Raw genomic sequence first — 19,723 nt, 5'->3', positions numbered from 1 at the left:
GGAACAAGTCTGGAAGGGACATCGCAATGCAAAAGGACGACATGTCGCTGGTTGCGGGCAAAGATATCCTGACCGCGCTTTCGCTTTTGACGCGCCTGCCGGTAAAGGCAGAGTTCACCCGCAGCGCGCAAGCCGCTTGGGCCTATCCAGTCGCTGGGATCGCCGTCTCGCTCGGGGCCGCATTGGTCGCTTGCGTCGCTCTTTGGTTGGGACTTGCGGCAGAGATTGCGGCCGGGCTCTGGATTGCAACAACAGTTGTCCTGACCGGCGCGATGCACGAAGACGGGTTGGCCGATTGCGCAGATGGCTTTTGGGGCGGGTTTGATCCAGCGAAACGTTTGGCGATTATGAAAGACAGCCAGATTGGCACCTATGGTGTCTTGGCACTGGTCCTGTCCATCGGTCTGCGTTGGCTGGCGGTCGCAAGCCTCATGCCCCTAGGGAACTGGTTCTGGCCGCTGTTGGCCGTTGAAACCCTGTCGCGCGCCTGCATGCCTGCTGTGATGTCGGCCCTTCCCCAAGCACGGGACACCGGGCTTTCGAAATCGCAGGGGCGTCCTGCGTCAAAAACAGCCATGCTATCGGCAGGCCTCGGTGCGTTGATCGCGCTAATCTGCGTTGGTTGGGCTGCCATCACACTTGTTGCGTTGGCAGCGCTGGCGGTTTGGCTAATCGGAACGCTTGCGGATCGCAAAATTGGTGGACAAACGGGCGATGTTCTTGGCGCGACGCAGCAGATTGTTCTGTTGGTAAGCCTTCTGGCCCTTACGTAGTTCACGCATACTGGCGCAGCAGCACCAAGAAAACCACGCCTAGCGCAATGGTTGGCAGCATCGACAGCCGCAATGACAGCAAACACACAAAGATCAGTGCAACCGCATCCGGCCACTCTCCGTTAAGAACCGTCGGTGCGACAAGCGCAGACAACACAGCAATAGGCACAGCGTTCAACCCGGCCTCGACCCTATGATTGACTGTTCCGAAATAGGACATCAGCACATAGCCGCCACTGCGGACAATATAGGTGACGACTGCACAGAGCAGGATCAGAACATAGGTATCAGACATGTTGTGCATCCTTGCCTTGGGTCGCTGGCGCGGGGCGACTGCGCAGGGCAGCAATGAGGATCCCGCTGATTCCACCCAACGTGATGTGCCAGGGCGCACCGATCGTGAAATAGCTGATCAAAGAGACCGCAACGCTGGTGATCAGGATCACAGCAAACCCAGACGTCTGGCGGAAGCTGATAACCAAAGTGGCAAAGAACATGGGCAACATCAGGTCCAACCCAAAGCGGCTGACATCACCGAGCAACTGGCCAAACACCGCGCCAGTCAGATTGGAGATCATCCACACTGCGTAAATGCAAAGCGCATAGGTGAAATAATACCGTGGCGTGATGGGGCGTCGTTTGTGACGCGCCTCGCAGGTGGCGTATTGCGGGTCGATCAATAGAAAAAATGCCAGCACTTTTTGCCAAGTGGAAAACCCAGCCAACCAGCGCACGGAGGCTGCAGAATAAAGCACGTGGCGGAAATTCACTGCCAGCACTGCAAGCAGGACGGACCAGATTGGAACGCCTTGGACCCACAGGTCCAGCATCACGTATTGGCTGGCGACGGCATAGATGCTGCCAGAGGTCACCAGCAATTCGGTCAGCGTCATACCCTGATCGACAGCAAGTGCACCAAAGACCGCTGAATAAGGCGCGATGGCGGATGCCACAGGCACCATATCACGCAGGGCATCTCTGGTTTCTGACACGACTCACCTTTCATCGAAACGAACGTTGTTCGGCAACATGAACGGAATTGCCGAAGCTGTCAAATCGAACTATGTTCGCCATAACGAACAACTGAGGACTAGACCGTGACCCCCTCCACCCTCATTGCCCGCGCGATTCAGCGCGAACGTTCCAAGGCTGGGATCAGCTTGTCTGCGCTTGCGCAGCAGGCGGGGCTTGCCAAATCTACGCTTTCGCAACTGGAGTCTGGCCAAGGGAACCCCAACATCGAAACGCTTTGGGCCATTGCAAAGGTTCTCGGGGTGCCTTTCAGCCATTTGTTTGAAATGCCAGCAAATGACATCAAACTTGTGCGGGCCGATGAAGGCACGCCCGTCCCTTCAGAGAACGCTGCTTTTCAGGCCATCATATTGGACAAGTGCCCGCCGAACCGCTGTCGCGACCTGTATCGGGCGACCATCACAAAGGGCGATGTCCGACACGCCGAAGCGCATCCAGCCGGAACCGTGGAGCATATTTTCGTGATTTCGGGTCAAGCACTGATCGGCCCCGAGGATTCCGCAGAGACCCTAGCATGGGGCGATTATTATCGCTTCCCTGGCGATGTGCCGCATTTCTACGAAGCCCTGACTGATCAAGTTCACCTAGTCGTCGCCATGGAAAGCCCAGCCTAAGTGGGCATTTCAACACCGTTTGCGTCCCTTCCCCGGCACTCAGCTAAAAATAAAGCTGCGCATCGAGATGCTGCCTGCATCTATGGAGTCATTCATAAAAGCTAGTTCGTCATCACGTTGCACCGTACCAGCGACGGTCAATGCGGGGAGGTAGTGATCAAAGCTCGGATGGGCCTGTTCAAACAATGGCCCCATTGCGCGCCTGTCTGCCAATGCATCAAAATTTCTGTCTGTCAGTTTATTGGCGACGAACTGATCAAAGCCTTCTGCCCAATCAAACGGTGCTCCGTCAAAGCGCAAGTTTCGCAGGTTATGCACCAGGTTGCCGCTGCCCAAAATCAGAATGCCACGATCCCGCAATTCAGCCAGTTGCGCGCCGACTTCAAGGTGCCACGCCAGAGGGCGGCTCATGTCAATAGAAAGTTGGAACACCGGAACATCAGCTTCTGGGTAAAGCCATTTCAAAACGGCCCAAGAGCCATGATCCAGCCCCCAAGTCTCATCTTCCTCGGCGTGGTGGCTCGACAATAAAGCAACGACTTCGCGCGCCAACTTGGGATGACCGGGTGCAGGATATTGTTGTTCATAAAGCGCGGGAGGAAAGCCGCGAAAATCGTGGATCGTGCGCGGCATCGTCGAAACATCCACCAGCAGGCTGCCGCGGCTCATCCAATGGGCAGAGACCAGAAGAATGGCCTTGGGGCGCGGCAGGCTTTGGCCGAGATGCTGCCACGCATCGGCATAGGGGTTGTTGCCAAGGGCATGCATCGGGTTCCCATGGCCGAGAAACACAACCGGCATACGTTCGGTTTTTTGAAAGCGTGTTTTTAGGTCTTCGATGCGAATGGACATAGGCATTCCCCCCATTGCAAATATCAAAGGAAAACCAGTTCCACTCAAGCCCCGTGCCCGCGCAGATACTGTTCAGATATGCAGGTTTGCCTTGGCTGCTGCCAACTATGCAGCAAAGAAAAAGGCCGCGCTCCTACCTAGAACGCGGCCGATTGTCTTGCTGATATGGCTGTTTACGCAGCGCGTGCGGTCAGGACGTCGTCGACCTGTTTGGCAGCCAGAACCTCATCCCCGCCAGCCACTGCAGCCACTTCGCGTGTCAGACGCTCCAGCGCGGCTTCGTAGAGCTGACGTTCAGAATAGCTTTGCTCACGCTGATCGTCGGTGCGATGCAGATCGCGCACAACTTCGGCGATGGCGATCAGATCACCAGAGTTGATTTTCTGTTCGTATTCCTGCGCCCGGCGCGACCACATGGCCCGCTTGACCTTGGCCTTGCCTTTCAGCGTTTTCATCGCCTGATCAATCACGTCTGGGGAGCTAAGGCTACGCATACCAATCTCGGTCGCCTTATGGGTCGGAACCCGCAGCGTCATCTTGTCTTTTTCGAAAGAGATCACAAACAGCTCTAGTTCGATCCCAGCGATTTCCTGCTCCTCGATCGACACGATCTGACCCACGCCATGCGCAGGATAAACAACGTAGTCATTCGGGCGGAATTCGTTCTTCTTCGCTTTGCTCATGCAGTCCTTCCTAACAGAGCGCGTCACAGCAAAACTCGCCAATGCAGAAAGCGCGTTCCGCATCTTCGATAAGCTGTGGCGCAAAAAACCATCCGTGGCAGCAGCCTGCGGGATGGCATCGGGGTCTTATCATTTGTAACAACAGTGTATCACAAAATTACCCCAAATAGAAGCGCAACCACCATCTGAGGGGGTATTTCTGTTCGTTTTCAAACTATTACGCGGTTTCTGCGCGGCAGAAAGAGCTGCTGCACGCGCGAATCGATTTGAGATCAGGCTTAACCGCCTTCACCGGGCGCTTCGGAGAAGTATTTCTCCATTTTGCCCTCTTCACCGTCGCGATCTTCATATCCCGGCATCGGTTCTTTTTTGGAAATGATGACGGGCCAGATTTCCGCGTATTTGCGGTTAAACTCGACCCATTTTTCCATATCCGGCTCTGTGTCCGGACGGATTGCGTCAGCGGGGCATTCAGGTTCGCAAACACCACAGTCGATGCATTCATCCGGGTGAATCACCAGGGTGTTTTCGCCTTCGTAGAAGCAGTCCACGGGGCAGACTTCGACGCAGTCTGTATATTTGCAAGCGATGCAGTTCTCTGTGACAACGTAGGTCATGGGTCTATCGATATCCTAGGTATTTGACCGTCTAGCTAAATCAGACGCGCCTAATCTTCAAGCCGCGTGTTTTTCATAAGGTCGAGATTGCGACGATCCTTTTTTGAAGGGCGTCCTTTTCCTTCAAATCGCGGAGAAGCCGGAATTTTTTCTTTACGTTCGGTCATATCGAAGTACAGGGTTTGCGCTTCGGGCGCTGGCCCACGCCGTTCCCCGAGCACTTCGATCCGCACCACCCTGATTTCCTTGGCCTGAGGGAAGGTCAGAACGTCACCTGGACTTATCGAATGGCTGGATTTGGCAATCTTTTGGCCGTTCACGCGCACATGGCCGCCTGAAACGACTTTAGCCGCCAGTGATCGCGTCTTAAAGAAGCGCGCGTACCACAACCATTTGTCGATACGTAGTTTGGCCGTTGCATCGTTCATGCGGCGTTCCCAGACAGGCAAAAGGCGCGCCTCAACGGCGCGCCTTTGAATGTCCAACGCATGGCGCGTCGGCTCATTTGGTTTTCAGGCCCATCAGCGCGGCGGCGAATGGGTTGTCTGGATCAATGGCTTTTTCCTTCTTCGGAGGGCGCGCGCTGAATTGCTTTGCACCCTCATTCCGAGGTTTGCCTTTGCCGCCTTTGCCCTGTGGCTTGCCACGCGGTTTACCGCCCGGTTTGCCTCCTGGATTTCCTTGACCTTCGCGACGCCCACCCTGCGGACGACGGTTCGCATTTTGACGACGACCGCCACCCCAAGTGAAGGTGTAGAACACTTCAACCTCTGGAGTGACGTCCTCGGTAGGCGCATCTTCAGCGACGGCACCTTCGGTTAGTGCCTCTGGCGCCGCAGCTTCAACAGCTGTGTCTTCAGACGTTGTCTCGGGTGTCGTATCTTCCGGTGTCTCAGAGACTTCCGTCGCTTCCGCATCGGTCGCAGGCGTGGCTTTGACCTTTTCCCGCTCGCCCTTTTCGGCGTTGTAGCCAAGACCCTGCATCAGGTCGGCAAAATGTTCGAGCGTCATCCCGGTGATCGACAGCATATCTGGGTTGGCTTCAAAACCACCCCGGCTGTCCTCGGCACGCAGCATGTCTGCCAGACGTTCCAGCATATCGATACGAATCGCGCGTTCGCCCGCAGCGCGGTAACCCGCCATCGCGTGGTAGCCTTCTGGTGTGCCCTCGCCCGCCGGAACGGTAACCAGCCCCGGAGGTGGCGATTCTGGGAAGATATCCAGACCTTTGGACAGGGACCACAGCACCAACCGCAAGCGCGTCGGCGCGGGTTTCAGCAGCAAAGGCATAAAGATGGTGAACTGACCAAAGCGAATGCCATGTTTGCGCAGCGCGCCACGTGCATCTTGATCCAGCTCTTTGACTTCCTGCGCAACCTCGCCACGCGGCAGGATGCCCAACGCTTCGACCATGCGGAAGGCAAAGCCACGCGCCAGACCAGAGAGTTCTTCGTCGCGCGACAGGTTCAAGAGCGGCTCAAACAAAGCCGCGATCTTGCGGTCAATGAAATGCTGCAGGCGGCGCTCTACTTTCTGAGCGACCTCCGGCCCTGCCTCATCATCGACGAATACGCTGATCGACGGTTTCAATGGGTCACTGCCGGCCACCAATTTGCCCACAGCATGTTCGCCCCACATCAGGCCGCCTTGTTCGGTAAAATCAATTTCAGTATCGGGTGCATTGTAAAAGCGATCCGCCCGTAGGTGGAACTGCGGTGCCAGCGCGGACACGCTCGCCTGACGCAGAGTCTTTGCCTCTGCCCCTTCGGCGCTTTTGTCTGCCTGAAAGCGGAACCCTTCCAAACGACCAACGAACTCCCCTTCGATGGTCACTTCACCTTTATCATTCACATCGGCCAAAAGGGCCTCCTTCTGTTTGAGCCGCCGCAACAACACAGATGTCCGGCGATCCACAAATTTTTCTGTCAACCGTGCATGCAGCGCATCTGACAGGCGATCTTCTACCGCGCGAGTCTCCTCGCGCCAATGGTTTTCGTCGTCAATCCAACCATTTCGCTGCGCGACATAGGTCCATGTGCGGATAAATGCCAATCTTTTGGAGAGTGTATCAATATTTCCGTCGATTTTATCGATTCTTGAGACTTGGCGCGCGAACCAATCCCGCGGAATCCGGCCTTTTTCGTGCAAATAGCCGTAGATTCCCTGCAAGAGGCTGGCGTGCTCATTGTGACTGATGCCTCGGAAATCGGGGATACGGCAGACATCCCAGAGCAAACGCACCGATGCCGCATCGCTGGCGCGGGCGGCAACTTCGGTGTCTCGGGCTAGGGTTTTCAACGCTCCCAAGTCATCCGCTTCGCGCGCCTTCATCAGCAAAGGATCGGTAGGCGCTTCTTCAAGCGAAGCGATCAGCGCTTCCAACTTGCCGAACCGCAGGTCCGCATTGCGCCAGTTCACCTTACGGATTGGTGTGAAGCGATGGTTCATAATCGCCTCGGCCACCTCTTCGTGCAACGGACGCGCCTCACCTGTGACACCAAAGGTGCCATGGCTCATCCCCCGCCCGGCGCGGCCTGCGATCTGTGCAAGTTCATTGGGCATCAACTCTCGCATCCGGCGGCCATCGAATTTTGTCGTCGAACTGAACGCCACATGGTCGATATCAAGGTTCAACCCCATGCCGATGGCGTCCGTCGCCACCAGATAATCGACATCGCCATTCTGATAGAGTTCCACCTGAGCGTTACGTGTGCGCGGGCTGAGCGCACCCATCACCACTGCCGCCCCGCCTTTTTGCCGGCGGATGAGTTCGGCAATGGCGTAGACGTTATCAACCGAGAAGCCGACAATGGCGGACCGGGGTTGCATCCGACTGATCTTGCGGCTGCCCGAATAGCTCAGCGTGCTCAGGCGTTCGCGACGAACGAATTCCGCTCCGGGCACCAGCGCCGCAATCGTGCCACGCATGGTGTCAGACCCCATGAACATGGTTTCATACAAACCCCGCGCGCGCAGCAATCGGTCGGTGAACACATGCCCGCGTTCTGGATCGGCACAGAGTTGGATTTCATCGACAGCAAGGAAATCGCACCCCATGCCCTCGGGCATCGCCTCAACCGTGCAGACCCAATATTGTGCTTTTGGGGGAACAATGCGTTCTTCACCGGTGACAAGCGCCACAACACGCGGACCACGTGCGGCAACGATTTTGTCGTAAACCTCTCGCGCCAAAAGCCGTAGCGGCAGGCCGATCACCCCAGTGCGATGGCCCAGCATACGCTCTATCGCCAGATGCGTTTTGCCCGTGTTGGTCGGCCCCAAGACCGCCGTGATCCGACCTTGTCCGGCCATGCCCCGCCCCTGACTTATAGTTTCCGGCCTTTTGCAACCGGCTCGAGTCGCTCCAGCGCTTCTGTTACGGCGGGATGGTGGGGATGTATAGGGCGCACCATCTGGTAGGCCTCATAGGCCGCTTCGGGTTGTCGGATCATTTCCAAAATCGCACCCAGCCCTATGATGGCTTCGAAATGCTGCGGATTTATCTCTAAGGCCGTTTCAATGTCATCAAGCGCCAGACCGTATTTCTCTGACTGCGCGAATGCCATGGCGCGGCTGACCCAGCCTTCAGCAAACTCTGGCGCGTGGTCGGTCAGAGCAGTGAAATGCTCTATCGCGGATGCAAAATTCCCAGCATCCATTGCCTTGCGGCCGCGCGACAACAAAAGGTCAGCCGTGGCTGAACCCGATTTCTCCCACTCAAGCTGAATATCCGCCGCAATGCGCCGTGCCTCTTGCGGATCGGCTGTTTGCAACTCTTGCATCAGCTGTGTCAGGCGATCTGTATCGGCCACCACGGCGCTGTTCAGCAAAGCCAGCAGCGCCGCTGCCGCCACGGCAGGTTTGAGAAAGTTTGAAAGCATGGTCATATCAACCTTGAATGTAACCGGCGGCTCGGGATTTACTAGTCTCACGAGGCGCAAATCAAAGGATATTGATAAGATGAGCGACATTGTGGCTGCAGCCGTGGAAGCCCTGCGTGAAAAACTAGGGGGTGGCGTGCTGGATGGCTCTGCCAAATTCGTGATCGAAGGCGAAGGCGCGCTGATCATTGACGCCGATGGTGTGCGCGCATCTGATGATGAGGCTGACGTCACCCTGACCGCAGACGCAGACCTGTTTCAGGATATCCTTGCGGGCGACGTGAACCCAACCACCGCTTTCATGAGCGGCAAGCTGAAAGTCGATGGCGACATGGGCATGGCTATGAAGCTGGGCCAAATCCTGTCCTGATGGAACAAGCGCCCTACCACCAGGTCCCTGCCGGTGAGCCGATTGGGCAAGCCTATTGGACGCAGGCCAGTGATGACGTGCGGCTTAGGGTGGCCGCATGGGCGAAAGACAGTGCCAAGGGAACGGTATTACTTTTCCCAGGGCGCACTGAATATGTCGAGAAATACGCGCTTGCGGCGGGTGAGCTAGCCGATGCAGGCTACGCAACATTGTCGATTGATTGGCGCGGGCAAGGGTTGGCGGATCGTTTGCAAAAGAACCGCCAAGCCGGGCATCTGTTGGCGTTTTCCGACTACCAGCGAGACGTTCAGGCGCTGCTGGAAGCGGCCGAAACATTGGACATGCCCAAACCCTATTTCCTGCTCGCTCATTCCATGGGGGGATGCATCGGGTTGCGGGCACTTTACAACGATCTTCCGGTAAAGGCCGCAGCCTTTACAGCGCCGATGTGGCACATCGGTTTGGGGCCCCTGCGCCCTGCGGCTTATGGGCTAAGTGTCGTTCTCAGGCGGCTTGGCATGGGCGACTGGTTGGCCCCGGGCACCAAGAACGAAACCTATGTACTGGACACAGCGTTTGAGGATAACCAACTGACCCGCGACCGTGGCATGTTTGCGCGACTACAGGCGCAGGCCCGTATGGTGCCCGACCTTTGCATCGGCGGCGCGACGGTGCGCTGGGTCAATGAGGCGCTGCGGGAATGCGGTGCCCTCGCCCAGATGCCTGCGCTGCACGTCCCTTGCGTGACATTTCTCGGGACCGACGAAAAAATCGTCGACACAGCGGCCATTAAGACCCGCATGGAAAGTTGGTCCAATGGCCAATTGATCATGGTTCCAGACGGTGAGCATGAAGTTTTGATGGAAGGCCCTGCAAAACGCGCGCCCATCATGCATGCCATGACGGACCTGTTTGATCAGCACGTCTGACTTTACTGCGCCAGCCATGCGGCGCGCAGATCATTTTACCCACCACCCCTTGCACCTTGCGACCGGCTCTGCCTATCTCTGGTCAAGCACTTCAACCAACACCAAGAGGTCCCAATGCTGAACCTGCCCTTCCCCGTCCGCGACGCCAACGCCAGTTCTGGCAGCGAAGGATTGGGAAACCTTCCCGAATGGGACCTCAGCGACCTGTACACCAGCCCCGATGCGCCAGAACTACAGGCGGACCTTGATTGGCTGGATAAGGAATGCGCGTCTTTTGCGGCGGACTACGAAGGCAAGCTGGCCGGTTTGACAGCCGCAGAGATGCTGACCTGCGTTGAACGCAACGAAAAGATCAGCCAAGTTTCTGGCCGCATCATGTCCTATGCGGGCCTGCGCTACTACCAACTGACCGTTGATGCCGAGCGCGCGCAGTTCATGTCCAACATGCAGGGCGCGCTGACCGAATTCTCAACGCCGCTGGTGTTTTTCACACTGGAACTCAATCGCCTCGATGACGACAAACTTGAGGCAATGTTTGCGGAAAACGACGCGCTTGCGCGCTATAAACCGGTCTTTGATCGCATTCGTGCGATGAAACCGCACCAATTGTCTGATGAGTTGGAAAAGTTCCTGCACGATCTTGGCGTTGTGGGTGACGCTTGGGAGCGGATGTTTGACGAAACCATCGCTGGGCTGGAATTTGAGATGGAGGGCGAAACGCTCAACATCGAAGCCACATTGAATTTCCTGACCGAACAAGACCGCAGCAAACGCGAAGCCGCCGCGCGGGAAATTGCGCGTGTGCTGGGGGCCAATATCAAAACCTTCGCCCGTGTGCACAACACGCAGGCCAAAGAAAAAGAAGTGCTGGACCGCTGGCGCAAGATGCCGACAGCGCAGCATGGCCGACACCTGTCAAACCACGTAGAACCCGAGGTCGTCGAAGCCCTGCGCAACGCCGTGGTCGACGCCTATCCGAAACTCAGCCACCGCTATTACGAACTGAAACGCAAATGGCTGGGACTGGATGTGATGCAGGTCTGGGACCGCAACGCCCCCCTGCCCATGGAAGACACGCGCACCGTCCACTGGGATGAGGCTGAGAAAACCGTGATGGAGGCCTATGCCGCCTTCGACCCGCGCATGGCCGAAATTGCCAAACCGTTCTTTACCGACGGCTGGATCGACGCCGCCGTGAAACCCGGCAAAGCGCCCGGCGCTTTTGCCCACCCGACGGTTACCAATGTCCACCCCTATGTGATGCTGAATTACCTCGGCAAACCACGCGACGTGATGACCTTGGCGCATGAGTTGGGCCATGGCGTTCATCAGGTTCTTGCCGCTGAACAGGGCGAAATGCTGTCCTCTACACCTTTGACATTGGCCGAAACCGCGTCGGTCTTTGGCGAGATGCTGACCTTCCGCAAGATGCTGGATGCAGCCAAAACCAAAGAGCAACGTAAGGTGCTGCTGGCCGGTAAGGTCGAGGATATGATCAACACCGTCGTGCGCCAGATCGCGTTTTACGATTTTGAATGCAAACTGCACGCGGCACGTCGCGAAAGCGAGTTGACGCCAGAAGACATCAACGCTCTGTGGATGTCCGTACAAGCCGAGAGCCTTGGGCCGGCGTTTGAGTTCATGGACGGCTACGAAACCTTCTGGGCTTATATCCCGCACTTCGTACACAGCCCGTTCTATGTCTACGCCTATGCGTTTGGCGACGGCTTGGTGAACGCACTATATGCGGTCTATGCCGAGGGCGGCGAGGACTTCCAAGAGAAGTATTTCGATATGCTCAAGGCGGGCGGGTCCAAACACCACAAAGACCTTCTCGCGCCCTTTGGGTTGGACGCCAGCGATCCAAAGTTCTGGGACAAAGGCCTGTCGATGATCTCTGGCATGATCGACGAGCTTGAGGCGATGGAAGAGTGATCAATGATGGCGGCTTTGGCAAATGCCAAGCGCCGCCAGATACCTACAGATCCCTCGCCACCTCAAACACCTGATCCATCATCGCCTGCGTGCCGCGCGAGAATTCGAGGGGGCATGGGTAGTCAACGCCTTCCCGCACCGATCGCACAAAAGCTTCGACCTGCAGTTTATAGTGATCATCTGCTGGGAAACGATGTGTTGTGACAGTGCCGCCGCCGACATGGTTCGCCTTGTGAATCTCGATCTGCGCTTCTCCAAAGACCCGCGCGTTAAATGGCACAACAACGCGGATCAGGCCTTTTTCGCCGTGAAACACCATCTCTTGCGCGGGATGCATGCGGGTGCTGACGTAGGCAGAATAAGTCGCGTCGCCGAACCGCGCTCCGATCTCTGAAAAAACATCAACGCCGTTTTCTTTACGAATGCGAGCGCTGATATCGCTGCCCTCCTGCCCGGTCACAAACCGCGCCGCGCCGATAACATAGACGCCGATATCCCTAAGGGCTCCGCCGCCAGTTTCGGGGCGGTTTCGGATGTTCTCTGTGTCCGCGCGGTTGTCGAAAGAGAACCGTCCTGCAATGTGGACCAGCCGACCGATTTCGCCGCTCTGTACCAAGTCGCGCACATGCTGCCACTGCGGGTGATGAACAATCATATAGGCCTCTGCCGCCAACAGCCCTGCCTTGTCGCGCGCGGCGATCAATTGGTCAAAGTCGCTGGTCTGCATCGCGATGGGCTTTTCACAAAGGACGTGTTTGCCCGCCTCCAGTGCCTTGATGGTCCAGGGCACATGAAGGTGATTGGGCAAGGGAATGTAGACGGCATCGATAGATGGGTCCGCTAACATGGCGTCATAGTCTGTGTGGACCTTTATATCCGGGCAAAACGCCTGAAAGCCCTGCGCCTTGTCAGCGGAAGACGTGGCCAGCGCCGCCAACCGCGCCCCATGTGCTGCGTGAATGGCAGGCCCCATAAACAAACGCGCGAATTTTGACGCGCCGAGTATTCCCCAGTTCAGTGGTTGCAAAGCCTACTCCCCTCAATGTTGGCGCTATCATTGCGGGGCGGCCCAGTGAAAACAACCCAGAATCTGGCTATGGCGCTTTGGACGTGTAAATGAAAAGGCCCCGTCGGAACCGACAGGGCCATATTCGAATGCGGTAAGTTGTTCGCCTTAAACCTTCGACAGCATGCCCTTTTCGCTGGCCAATGCACGCATGCGCATCTGCAGCTTTTCAAAGGCGCGCACTTCGATCTGACGGATGCGCTCGCGGCTAACGTCATATTGGCCGGACAGTTCCTCTAGTGTCAGAGGTGTGTCCTGCAGCCGACGCTGCACCAGAATATCCTTTTCACGGTCATTCAGCACGTCCATTGCCTCCGCAAGCAATTCCCGGCGGGCTTCCAACTCATCCTTGGCTTCGTAATCTGCCGCTTGATCGGCGTCTTCGTCTTCCAGCCAATCCTGCCATTGCATCGTGCCTTCGCCGTCAGAGCCAACTTGAGCATTCAGTGACGCATCCCCGCCGGACATACGCCGGTTCATGCTGATCACCTCATCTTCGGTCACACCAAGGTCATGGGCAATTTTCGCCACATTGTCCGGGTGCATGTCGCCCTCTTCCAACGCGCCGATACGGGCCTTTGCCTTGCGGAGATTGAAGAAAAGCTTCTTCTGAGCGGAGGTTGTGCCCAGTTTGACCATCGACCAGCTACGCAGCACGTATTCCTGGATCGACGCACGGATCCACCACATAGCATAGGTCGCCAGACGGAAACCTTTTTCAGGGTCAAACCGTTTCACAGCCTGCATCAGACCAACATTGGCTTCGGAAATGACCTCTGCCTGCGGCAAGCCATAGCCACGGTAGCCCATTGCAATCTTAGCAGCTAAGCGCAGATGCGACGTCACCAGCTGATGCGCGGCGTTTGTGTCTTCTTTTTCGACCCAAGCCTTGGCCAGCATATATTCTTCCTCTGGCTCAAGCAGAGGGAATTTGCGGATTTCCTGCATATAGCGGTTCAGACCGCCTTCCGGCGTTGGGGCCGGCAGATTCTTATAATTTCCCATGTCCTGTCCCTTTCCTCCCAAATGGGAATGTTTAAAGGCTTAACATTCAGATAAGTTGGCACCAACAGGCTTTCAAGCAAGCTCGTGCAAATTTCTTGATTTAACGTGACCGCGATGTCGGTGACTTTCCAGTCACAGGCGCGTGCGCTCACGCAGCTGTGCAGAATGTGTCATACTCAGCAATGCACGCATAGCGAAATGAATATGCAAATTTGCATAGTATATACGCGGAAATCCACAGGTGGTTCCGCCGTCAGGGGCTTATGTCCGTGGTTGCTTCAGCGCAGCGATCAGCGCCTGCATGTCATCCGGGATGGCCGCTTCAAACCGCATGTCTTCGCCGCTGACTGGATGCACAAAACCCAGCACCGCCGCGTGAAGCGCCTGCCTGTCGAAAGATTGTGCCGCGTTGATCCCCGCAATCGACACGGCCTTCTCCGATAATTTGCGCCGCCCACCATAGGTTGGGTCGCCAATCAAGCTGTGACCCGCATGGGTCATATGGACCCGGATTTGGTGTGTACGACCGGTTTCCAGCCAGCACTCCACCAATGAGGCCACTTCTGGCGCGCCAAAACGTTCGACGATCCGCGCGCGCGTGACCGCGTGACGCCCGCCCTCAAACAGGACGGCCTGCCTTTGGCGATCCGTTTTATGGCGCGCCAGATGCGTTGTGATCTTCATAATGTTGCCGGATTCAAAACTCACGCCGCGCACACCGCGCAGCCGGGGATCGTTGGCATCTGGCACGCCATAGACCACAGCATTGTAGTATCTTTCGACCGTGTGCTTTTCGAACTGCGCCGCCAAGCCGTGATGTGCACGGTCACTTTTGGCCACCACTAAAAGGCCAGAGGTCTCTTTGTCGATCCGGTGCACAATGCCCGGACGTTTGGACCCGCCTACGCCAGACAGCGTGTCGCCACAGTGATGCAGCAGGGCATTCACAAGCGTCCCATTGGGCGTGCCGGGGGCAGGATGTACCACCATGCCTGCAGGCTTGTTGATGACGATCAGATCGTCGTCTTCAAAGACCACATCCAAAGGAATGTCCTCTGGCCCAATATGGCTTTCATCGGCGACAGGCACGTCGATCTGAACCACCGCGCCTTCGGTCACCTTGGCCTTGGGGTCCGTGACGATCACTCCATCAACCAACACACAGCCGCCTTCCAGCAGTTTCGCGAGCCGGGTGCGAGACAAAGACGCTTCTTCTGGCACATCCCGCGCCAGTGCCTTATCAAGGCGCGCAGGCGGGTTATCCGCGATTTGAAACGTAACACGGGTCGTGGCCATGCCAACTTCTCCTGAGCAAGACGCTCCTGAACCGGAACTGCCGGCCAATCTGCAATTTTTGCGCCGCCTGATCACAGTTCTGACAGCGGTGATGATTGGCGGGCTTGTAGTGGTCGTCGCACTGCTTGTCACCCGTTTCTATGGCGATGGACCCGAGATGCCCGAGAGCATCAGTTTGCCAGACGGAACAGAGGCCACGGCCTTTACCAAAGGTGAAGGCTGGTACGCAGTTGTCACAAAGGACAACACGATCCTGATTTTCGACGCCATGACCGGTCAGCTAAAGCAGACCATCGCTATAGAGTGATCCCGTCTCAGACAACGTCGACCTGCAAAGGCATCAGGCCTCCAATCTCTCCGATGAGTCGATCTCCGCGCACCACCGGCCCAACGCCTGACGGTGTGCCTGTCAGGATCACATCACCGGCTGCCAATTCGAAAAACTGGGAAAGATAGGCAATAATTTGGGGTGTCTTCCAAATCATTTGCGAAAGATCACCGGATTGCCGCGCAAGGTCGTTCACAATCAATCGGATGGCCCCAATTTGCGGATGACCGACATCCGAGGCAGGTTGAAGCGGACCAACAGGGGCAGAATGCTCAAACGCTTTGGCAACTTCCCAAGGGCGCCCCTGTGATTTGGCCTGAGCCTGAAGATCGCGGCGCGTCATGTCCAAGCAGGTTGCATAGCCCCAGACACAAGCCAAGGCTTGCTCTTCTGGGATGTCACGACCGCCAGACTTGAGTGCAACCAGCAATTCGACCTCGTGATGCACATCTGCGCTTTGCGAGGGATACGGGAAAACACCGCCTGTGGTCAGATTGTTTGGATTCTTTTGAAAGAAGAACGGCGGCTCACGGTCTGGGTCATGGCCCATTTCCACCGCATGCGCCGCAAAGTTGCGACCAATGCAATAGACGCGCCGTACAGGAAAGTCGCGCCCATCGGACGTTTGGATCACGGGGGTGGCTGGCGCGGGTATGACAAAGTCTGGCACTTGGCTCTCCCAAATAGTCACTTGCAGCGATCGACGTTCATCCGACGCTATAGGCCATCAAGTCGACGCGTCCATGTGGGGGGGGTGGTACCACCTCCCCGGCTCGAACGGGGGACCTCCTGATCCACAATCAGGCGCTCTAACCAACTGAGCTAAGGCGGCACTGCAGCGCGATTTACAGTTCCGTTTTGGCAATTGCAAGCACCTAATCAGGAAAATTTCCAATTCGAAGCTTGCCCGCCAAACAGAGCTATATCTTGCCAAAACAAGCATATACCGCTACGCCACTTTCACGCAAGGAGAGAGAAAATGGGCATCAATACCGAACGTGACATCGAAGCCAATATGCAGATCGGCCCGACCGACGAAGGGTTCGTGCGCATTTTTGTTGAAGCCGGCGATCTTGAGATTCCGATGGATTTCGACCCTGAGGAAGCCGATGAAATCGCAGAGGAAATTCGCGCCGCGGCAGCGACTGCGCGAAAGCTGGCAAAATAGCTAGACCTCTGCCCCGACTTCGTCCGGCAGCGGGGCCATTTTAGGGTCCCTAAATCGGTGCAACCGTCGCGCGGCATCCATAGCGAACTTTTGGATGACTTTCTTGCGACGCGCCGCAGCAAGTTTGTCTTCAGGTGCCATACGGATAATTTCCGCGTCATAGGCATCTGCAATGATCAGGCCCGTTTCCGGCGGCAAAAGGTCGGTCGGAAAATCCGTATCGACCGCCCAGAAATACCGATCACACCACTCTAGATAGCCTTCCCATTTGCTATCCGCATTGTAATCCGCACGGCTGGATTTGCATTCAATCACCCAAAGCTCACCCCTTGGACCCAATGCCATCACATCGACGCGTTTCCCGCGCTCAGGCACAAACTCCTCAATCGAAACAAAACCATAGCTCCGCAGGTGGCGCGAAACACCACGTGCCAAAAGTTGTCCGGGTTGCAGTTCAATATCCATGACGGCAATGGTGAACATTTGGTGAACAAATTGCAAGCCAAATAGAAAAAAGGGGCCCTTGGGCCCCTTTTCAACACTAATATCTGATGGAAATCCGAAATTAAAACGTTGGCAGCGCAGGCAACGGCTGACCGAGCCAAGTTTCAGAGATTTCGTTCAACTCACCACCGAGCTTCTTGTGCAGGATGAAAACGTTGACCCACTGCAGCAAGTCAAAATCGCCTTTCTTCACGCCAATAAACGCTGGAGATTCTTTGATGATCAGCTTTGATTCCAGTGACATCTCTGGCGCATCCGCGCTCAGTTTCGCGGCAACCGTGTTGCCAGTCACCAGCACATCGACTTGACCAGAGGTGAAGGCCGCCAGTGTCGCCGCGTTGTCACCGAAACGGATGATTTCTGTACCTTCCGGCGCGCGCTTAGTCACTTCGAGGTCTTCAAGCGTGCCGCCCGTCAGGCCAATCTTGTAGGCCGCATGGTCTTCAAACTCTTTCACCATCACTTCTGCAGACGCAAAAGCGCCGGAATAAAACGGCGCATAGGCTGCCGAAAACCAGATCGATTTTGCCCGTTCTGGGTTTGCACCATAGAACTGATCACAAGGTCAACTTTATCGGTCTCAAGGAAAGGAATTCGTTGCTTGGATGTCACCGGCACCAATTCAAGTTCGACACCAAGGTCGGCCGCGATCAGCTTGGCAACATCGACGTCATAGCCTTCGTACTCGCCCTCAATGCCAAGCGAACCGAAAGGCGGGAAGTTCTCGGGCACACCAACTTTGATCGTGCCAGACGACAGAATGTCGGAAAGGTCGGCAACCGCCGGGGTTGCCAGCGCAACAGTGGCCGCTGCAATCAAGCCTTTGATGAGTTTCATGTGTATCTCCTTGTTGGGATTTGAGGGGGTATTCTTGTTTCCACGGGCTTTACCCTGCCTGCGGCGTTCTCGTGCCGACTTTGCCCAAGCGTGCTTCTAGGCGGCGCGCAGTGAGTGAAAGCGGGTAGCATAGGCAAAAATAGATCAGCGCCATGAGCGGGAAGATGATGAAGGGCTCGGTGCCATCAATCGGCGCGTTGGCCCAGCGTTTGCCAATCGCCATCAGGTCGTGGAAGCCAATGATATAAGCCAGCGACGTGCCCTTGATGATCTGGACCATAAAGCCGACTGTCGGAGCCAGCGCGACCCGGATGGCTTGTGGAAGCACCACGAGCTTGAGGGTCCTAAAAAATGGGATCCCAAGCGCCATGCCGCCTTCCCATTGGCCCTGCGGCACGCTTTCAATGGCACCGCGCCAGACATCGGACAGATAGGCGCTGGCGTAGAGCGTCAGCGACACACAGGCGGCGGTCCATGGGTTGATGTCGACATCCAATAGTTTGGGCGCACCCAGCCCTGTAAGAAAGAGCAACATCAAAAGCGGCACCGACTGAAACAGCCAGATGTACCCCAACGCCAGTTTGCGGCTGGTCTTTCCGGGCATGATCCGCAAAAGCGTAATCCCAGCCCCCAGCAACCCGCCACCAATGAAGGCTATTAAGGAGAGGTAAATCGTGAATTGGGTCGCTTCCAAAAGCTGAAAGAGAACAATCCCCTCGGGTTTGCCTAGGGCGGCAACGAATAGATCCTTCATCGCGCCACCTGCCATTTAAAGAGATGACGCTGCACCTGCGTTAGGAAAAATTTGAAGCTTAACGCGAGCAGAATGTAGATCACCGTCAGTGTGAAAAAGACCTCAAACGACCGGAAGGTCCGGCTATCGATAAACATCCCCGCCTGAGTCAGGTCGCGCACGCCGATCTCGGAAATCACACCGGTGGTCAGAAAAAGGAAAATGAATTGGCTGTTCAGCGAGGGGAACATCCGCGCGACGGCCTGCGGCAGAACGATCTTTACAAAGACCAGCCAGCCCGGAACGCCCAGCGCACGCGCCGCTTCGATTTGACCGGTGGCTACTGTCGTAAAGCCAGCGCGCAGGATCTCTGAAAAATAGGCCGAGAAGTTCAAGGTCAGCGCCAGCACAGCATGCGCCCAGAACGGCCATTGGTATCCAAGTAGCATCGGCAGACCGAAGGCCACGAAAAAAAGCTGCACGATCAGGGGGGTGTTGCGAATGAATTCGATATAGGCTGCCGCAATGTGGCCAAGCACCGGGATTTTGCCAAACCGCACACCTGCCAACACAAGCGCCATAATGAAGCCAAGAGCGCCAGATCCCGCCGTGATCAGCGCGCTGGCCCCAGCCCCTTCTACCAAAAGCCAGATATAATCTGGGTTCCGGTAGATTTCAAAAAAACGTAGTTCCAATTAGCCCCCCAAGTGGTTGCAGCAACGCTGGTTTCCCACTTGCAAAAGGTCCAGACCCGCCCCCCTTCTGGCGCAAGAGCGCGGCTAAGATTCGATCAGATGTTCAAAAATTCACCGTCTTCCGCAGCCGAGCGCCAGTAAATTCATCAAATTGAGACTGACAGTTTTAACCGTGACCCGAAAACGCAGTTCGACTGCCTCTTGCGCAGCACCTGTTCTGCACCTAATTAAGAGTGTGGCGGGTTCTGCCCTTCTCGTGATACGGTTGCATTCCGGTGGCCTTAAGCAATTCCGAGGGAGCTGGCTCTGTTTAGATCCTGGTCTATTTACCTGGCGCCCACCTGTACATACAGGTCCTCGGGAATGAGATAACCCCACGGCTGCGTTTGCGGGCCCGCCATTTCT

The 19,723-nt window shown here is 56.2% G+C and carries 22 protein-coding genes, 1 tRNA gene and 1 pseudogene; 7 read left to right on the top strand and 17 right to left on the bottom strand.

All coding sequences use genetic code 11. The features are described from left to right. Window positions 1-26: 26 nt before the first annotated feature. Window positions 27-773 (top strand): adenosylcobinamide-GDP ribazoletransferase, encoded by a 747-nt coding sequence (cobS, locus tag BUA39_RS14285; RefSeq protein ID WP_072793890.1) that lies wholly within the window; start codon window positions 27-29, stop codon window positions 771-773. Window position 774: 1 nt separating this feature from the next. On the opposite strand, the gene BUA39_RS14280 is transcribed toward cobS, so the two are convergent. Next, complete coding sequence (locus BUA39_RS14280) at window positions 775-1,068, bottom strand: AzlD family protein (RefSeq protein WP_165610531.1); 294 nt, start codon at window positions 1,066-1,068, stop codon at window positions 775-777. Next, complete coding sequence (locus BUA39_RS14275) at window positions 1,061-1,765, bottom strand: AzlC family ABC transporter permease (RefSeq protein ID WP_084604996.1); 705 nt, start codon at window positions 1,763-1,765, stop codon at window positions 1,061-1,063. The genes BUA39_RS14280 and BUA39_RS14275 overlap by 8 nt, the downstream gene beginning before the upstream one ends. Before the next feature lie 105 nt (window positions 1,766-1,870). Between BUA39_RS14275 and BUA39_RS14270 the strand changes: the two genes are divergently transcribed. After that, window positions 1,871-2,419, top strand: coding sequence for a helix-turn-helix domain-containing protein (locus BUA39_RS14270; protein ID WP_072793888.1), 549 nt, complete (start codon window positions 1,871-1,873; stop codon window positions 2,417-2,419). 39 nt (window positions 2,420-2,458) lie between these two features. Here BUA39_RS14270 and ygiD read toward each other — a convergent pair whose 3' ends face one another. The 6 genes from ygiD to BUA39_RS14240 all read right to left on the bottom strand — a co-directional run bounded on the left by ygiD (window position 2,459) and on the right by BUA39_RS14240 (window position 8,458). Further along, complete coding sequence (gene ygiD / locus BUA39_RS14265; RefSeq protein ID WP_072793887.1) at window positions 2,459-3,277, bottom strand: 4,5-DOPA-extradiol-dioxygenase; 819 nt, start codon at window positions 3,275-3,277, stop codon at window positions 2,459-2,461. Between the two features lie 167 nt (window positions 3,278-3,444). Next, a complete protein-coding gene (locus BUA39_RS14260) occupies window positions 3,445-3,954 on the bottom strand; it encodes a CarD family transcriptional regulator (RefSeq protein WP_072793886.1) in 510 nt (169 codons plus the stop codon). A 278-nt stretch (window positions 3,955-4,232) separates the two neighbouring features. Beyond that, window positions 4,233-4,571 (bottom strand): ferredoxin FdxA, encoded by a 339-nt coding sequence (gene fdxA / locus BUA39_RS14255; protein WP_072793885.1) that lies wholly within the window; start codon window positions 4,569-4,571, stop codon window positions 4,233-4,235. Between the two features lie 50 nt (window positions 4,572-4,621). Then, window positions 4,622-4,999: an RNA-binding S4 domain-containing protein gene (locus BUA39_RS14250; RefSeq protein ID WP_072793909.1), complete on the bottom strand. Its 378-nt coding sequence runs from the start codon at window positions 4,997-4,999 to the stop codon at window positions 4,622-4,624. 73 nt (window positions 5,000-5,072) lie between these two features. Continuing rightward, window positions 5,073-7,883: a helicase-related protein gene (locus BUA39_RS14245; protein ID WP_072793884.1), complete on the bottom strand. Its 2,811-nt coding sequence runs from the start codon at window positions 7,881-7,883 to the stop codon at window positions 5,073-5,075. Window positions 7,884-7,897: 14 nt separating this feature from the next. After that, window positions 7,898-8,458, bottom strand: a complete 561-nt coding sequence (locus BUA39_RS14240) for a tetratricopeptide repeat protein (protein ID WP_072793883.1) — start codon at window positions 8,456-8,458, stop codon at window positions 7,898-7,900. 73 nt (window positions 8,459-8,531) lie between these two features. On the opposite strand from BUA39_RS14240, the gene BUA39_RS14235 reads away from it, so the two are divergent. From BUA39_RS14235 to BUA39_RS14225, 3 genes are all read left to right on the top strand, one after another. After that, window positions 8,532-8,822: an SCP2 sterol-binding domain-containing protein gene (locus BUA39_RS14235; RefSeq protein WP_072793882.1), complete on the top strand. Its 291-nt coding sequence runs from the start codon at window positions 8,532-8,534 to the stop codon at window positions 8,820-8,822. Then, entirely contained in the window at window positions 8,822-9,751 is a 930-nt protein-coding gene (locus BUA39_RS14230; protein WP_072793881.1) for an alpha/beta fold hydrolase, read from the top strand. Before BUA39_RS14235 ends, BUA39_RS14230 begins: the two co-directional genes overlap by 1 nt. Window positions 9,752-9,865: 114 nt before the next feature. Beyond that, complete coding sequence (locus tag BUA39_RS14225; protein WP_072793880.1) at window positions 9,866-11,686, top strand: M3 family oligoendopeptidase; 1,821 nt, start codon at window positions 9,866-9,868, stop codon at window positions 11,684-11,686. Window positions 11,687-11,729: 43 nt separating this feature from the next. Here BUA39_RS14225 and BUA39_RS14220 read toward each other — a convergent pair whose 3' ends face one another. The 3 genes from BUA39_RS14220 to BUA39_RS14210 all read right to left on the bottom strand — a co-directional run bounded on the left by BUA39_RS14220 (window position 11,730) and on the right by BUA39_RS14210 (window position 15,053). After that, window positions 11,730-12,713, bottom strand: coding sequence for a Gfo/Idh/MocA family protein (locus BUA39_RS14220; protein ID WP_072793879.1), 984 nt, complete (start codon window positions 12,711-12,713; stop codon window positions 11,730-11,732). Window positions 12,714-12,860: 147 nt separating this feature from the next. Beyond that, a complete protein-coding gene (gene rpoH, locus BUA39_RS14215) occupies window positions 12,861-13,757 on the bottom strand; it encodes an RNA polymerase sigma factor RpoH (RefSeq protein WP_072793878.1) in 897 nt (298 codons plus the stop codon). Between the two features lie 261 nt (window positions 13,758-14,018). Further along, on the bottom strand, window positions 14,019-15,053 hold the full coding sequence (locus BUA39_RS14210) for an RluA family pseudouridine synthase (protein ID WP_072793877.1): 1,035 nt from the start codon (window positions 15,051-15,053) through the stop codon (window positions 14,019-14,021). On the opposite strand from BUA39_RS14210, the gene BUA39_RS14205 reads away from it, so the two are divergent. Beyond that, window positions 15,052-15,360 carry a DUF6476 family protein gene (locus BUA39_RS14205; RefSeq protein WP_072793876.1) on the top strand — a complete coding sequence of 103 codons (309 nt, stop codon included), beginning with the start codon at window positions 15,052-15,054 and terminating at the stop codon, window positions 15,358-15,360. The two genes, BUA39_RS14210 and BUA39_RS14205, sit on opposite strands and share 2 nt — an antisense overlap. 7 nt (window positions 15,361-15,367) lie before the next feature. Here BUA39_RS14205 and BUA39_RS14200 read toward each other — a convergent pair whose 3' ends face one another. After that, entirely contained in the window at window positions 15,368-16,051 is a 684-nt protein-coding gene (locus BUA39_RS14200; protein ID WP_072793875.1) for a fumarylacetoacetate hydrolase family protein, read from the bottom strand. Between the two features lie 85 nt (window positions 16,052-16,136). Next, a tRNA-His gene (locus BUA39_RS14195) sits at window positions 16,137-16,213 on the bottom strand. 147 nt (window positions 16,214-16,360) lie between these two features. On the opposite strand from BUA39_RS14195, the gene BUA39_RS14190 reads away from it, so the two are divergent. Next, window positions 16,361-16,549 (top strand): DUF6324 family protein, encoded by a 189-nt coding sequence (locus BUA39_RS14190; RefSeq protein WP_072793874.1) that lies wholly within the window; start codon window positions 16,361-16,363, stop codon window positions 16,547-16,549. On the opposite strand, the gene BUA39_RS14185 is transcribed toward BUA39_RS14190, so the two are convergent. The 4 genes and pseudogenes from BUA39_RS14185 to BUA39_RS14170 all read right to left on the bottom strand — a co-directional run bounded on the left by BUA39_RS14185 (window position 16,550) and on the right by BUA39_RS14170 (window position 19,318). Then, window positions 16,550-17,014 (bottom strand): MmcB family DNA repair protein, encoded by a 465-nt coding sequence (locus tag BUA39_RS14185; RefSeq protein WP_072793908.1) that lies wholly within the window; start codon window positions 17,012-17,014, stop codon window positions 16,550-16,552. Between the two features lie 100 nt (window positions 17,015-17,114). Continuing rightward, window positions 17,115-17,890 (bottom strand): annotated as a pseudogene (locus tag BUA39_RS14180) (transporter substrate-binding domain-containing protein). 49 nt (window positions 17,891-17,939) lie between these two features. Further along, a complete protein-coding gene (locus BUA39_RS14175) occupies window positions 17,940-18,644 on the bottom strand; it encodes an amino acid ABC transporter permease (RefSeq protein WP_072793906.1) in 705 nt (234 codons plus the stop codon). Next, on the bottom strand, window positions 18,641-19,318 hold the full coding sequence (locus BUA39_RS14170; protein WP_084604995.1) for an amino acid ABC transporter permease: 678 nt from the start codon (window positions 19,316-19,318) through the stop codon (window positions 18,641-18,643). The genes BUA39_RS14175 and BUA39_RS14170 overlap by 4 nt, the downstream gene beginning before the upstream one ends. Window positions 19,319-19,723: the final 405 nt, after the last annotated feature.

Source organism: Cognatishimia maritima (assembly GCF_900129685.1).
Taxonomy (GTDB): domain Bacteria; phylum Pseudomonadota; class Alphaproteobacteria; order Rhodobacterales; family Rhodobacteraceae; genus Cognatishimia; species Cognatishimia maritima.
This window is presented reverse-complemented; position numbering and strand designations above follow the sequence as displayed.